At 53.6% G+C, this 3,072-nt stretch carries 1 rRNA gene; it reads right to left on the bottom strand.

The annotated features are described in order from the left end of the window. Positions 1-20 precede the first annotated feature (20 nt). Positions 21-2,930 (bottom strand): 23S ribosomal RNA (locus AFL22_RS19600). Between the last annotated feature and the right edge of the window lie 142 nt (positions 2,931-3,072).

Below are 3,072 nucleotides of genomic sequence, written 5' to 3'. Positions count from 1 at the left end.
AAAAACGCCTCTGGCGTTGTAAGGTTAAGCCTCACGGGTCATTAGTACCGGTTAGCTCAACGCATCGCTGCGCTTACACACCCGGCCTATCAACGTCGTAGTCTTCAACGTCCCTTCAGGACTCTCAAGGAGTCAGGGAGAACTCATCTCGGGGCAAGTTTCGTGCTTAGATGCTTTCAGCACTTATCTTTTCCGCACTTAGCTACCGGGCAATGCCATTGGCATGACAACCCGAACACCAGTGGTGCGTTCACTCCGGTCCTCTCGTACTAGGAGCAACCCCCCTCAATTCTCCAGCGCCCACGGCAGATAGGGACCGAACTGTCTCACGACGTTCTAAACCCAGCTCGCGTACCACTTTAAACGGCGAACAGCCGTACCCTTGGGACCTACTTCAGCCCCAGGATGTGATGAGCCGACATCGAGGTGCCAAACACCGCCGTCGATATGAACTCTTGGGCGGTATCAGCCTGTTATCCCCGGAGTACCTTTTATCCGTTGAGCGATGGCCCTTCCATTCAGAACCACCGGATCACTATGACCTGCTTTCGCACCTGCTCGAGCCGTCACTCTCGCAGTCAAGCCAGCTTATGCCATTGCACTAACCTCACGATGTCCGACCGTGATTAGCTGACCTTCGTGCTCCTCCGTTACTCTTTAGGAGGAGACCGCCCCAGTCAAACTACCCACCAGACACTGTCCGCAGCCCGGATTACGGGCCTACGTTAGAACATCAAACATTAAAGGGTGGTATTTCAAGGTTGGCTCCACGCAGACTGGCGTCCGCGCTTCAAAGCCTCCCACCTATCCTACACATCAAGGCTCAATGTTCAGTGTCAAGCTGTAGTAAAGGTTCACGGGGTCTTTCCGTCTTGCCGCGGGTACACTGCATCTTCACAGCGAGTTCAATTTCACTGAGTCTCGGGTGGAGACAGCCTGGCCATCATTACGCCATTCGTGCAGGTCGGAACTTACCCGACAAGGAATTTCGCTACCTTAGGACCGTTATAGTTACGGCCGCCGTTTACCGGGGCTTCGATCAAGAGCTTCTCCTTGCGGATAACCCCATCAATTAACCTTCCGGCACCGGGCAGGCGTCACACCGTATACGTCCACTTTCGTGTTTGCACAGTGCTGTGTTTTTAATAAACAGTTGCAGCCAGCTGGTATCTTCGACTGGCTTCGGCTCGGGGAGCAGGTCCCTCCACCTACGCGCCAGCGTGCCTTCTCCCGAAGTTACGGCACCATTTTGCCTAGTTCCTTCACCCGAGTTCTCTCAAGCGCCTTGGTATTCTCTACCTGACCACCTGTGTCGGTTTGGGGTACGATTCTGTGTTACCTGATGCTTAGAGGCTTTTCCTGGAAGCTGGGCATTTATCACTTCAGCACCGTAGTGCCTCGTCGTCACGCCTCAGCGTTAATAAGGGACCGGATTTACCTGGACCCTCCGCCTACACGCTTAAACCGGGACAACCGTCGCCCGGCCGATATAGCCTTCTCCGTCCCCCCTTCGCAGTAACACCGAGTACAGGAATATTAACCTGTTTCCCATCGACTACGCCTTTCGGCCTCGCCTTAGGGGTCGACTCACCCTGCTCCGATTAACGTTGAACAGGAACCCTTGGTCTTCCGGCGAGCGGGCTTTTCACCCGCTTTATCGTTACTTATGTCAGCATTCGCACTTCTGATACCTCCAGCATGCCTCACAGCACACCTTCGACGGCTTACAGAACGCTCCCCTACCCAACAACGCCTAAGCGTCGCTGCCGCAGCTTCGGTGCATGGTTTAGCCCCGTTACATCTTCCGCGCAGGCCGACTCGACCAGTGAGCTATTACGCTTTCTTTAAATGATGGCTGCTTCTAAGCCAACATCCTGGCTGTCTGTGCCTTCCCACATCGTTTCCCACTTAACCATGACTTTGGGACCTTAGCTGGCGGTCTGGGTTGTTTCCCTCTTCACGACGGACGTTAGCACCCGCCGTGTGTCTCCCGTGATAACATTCTTCGGTATTCGCAGTTTGCATCGGGTTGGTAAGCCGGGATGGCCCCCTAGCCGAAACAGTGCTCTACCCCCGAAGATGAGTTCACGAGGCGCTACCTAAATAGCTTTCGGGGAGAACCAGCTATCTCCCGGTTTGATTGGCCTTTCACCCCCAGCCACAGGTCATCCGCTAATTTTTCAACATTAGTCGGTTCGGTCCTCCAGTTAGTGTTACCCAACCTTCAACCTGCCCATGGCTAGATCACCGGGTTTCGGGTCTATACCCTGCAACTTAACGCCCAGTTAAGACTCGGTTTCCCTGCGGCTCCCCTATACGGTTAACCTTGCTACAGAATATAAGTCGCTGACCCATTATACAAAAGGTACGCAGTCACCCTGATAAATCAAGGCTCCCACTGCTTGTACGTACACGGTTTCAGGTTCTGTTTCACTCCCCTCGCCGGGGTTCTTTTCGCCTTTCCCTCACGGTACTGGTTCACTATCGGTCAGTCAGGAGTATTTAGCCTTGGAGGATGGTCCCCCCATATTCAGACAGGATACCACGTGTCCCGCCTTACTCATCGAGCTCACAGCATGTGTGCTTTTGTGTACGGGAGTATCACCCTGTACCCTGCGACTTTCCAGACGCTTCCACTAACACACAAACTGATTCAGGCTCTGGGCTGCTCCCCGTTCGCTCGCCGCTACTGGGGGAATCTCGGTTGATTTCTTTTCCTCGGGGTACTTAGATGTTTCAGTTCCCCCGGTTCGCCTTGCAGCACTATGTATTCATGCTGCAATGATGCACAGAGTGCACCGGGTTTCCCCATTCGGACATCGACGGCTGTAGCGGTTCATATCACCTTACCGTCGCTTTACGCAGATTAGCACGTCCTTCATCGCCTCTGACTGCCTGGGCATCCACCGTGTACGCTTAGTCGCTTAACCTCACAACCCACAGGCGTTTTACAACGCTGCGAATTGCAAGCATTTGAGAGACTCGAACGCATCGCTTTGTCATTCCTTATTACGGAGGAATGACGCGCTGCGTCGTTTCAATTTTCAGCTTGTTCCGGATTGTTAAAGAGCA

The sequence above is a fragment of the Pantoea sp. CFSAN033090 genome, assembly GCF_001264395.1.
GTDB classification, from domain to species: Bacteria; Pseudomonadota; Gammaproteobacteria; order Enterobacterales; family Enterobacteriaceae; genus Pantoea; species Pantoea agglomerans.
Note: the sequence above shows the minus strand (reverse complement) of the source record. Positions and strands in the feature narration are given on the sequence as shown.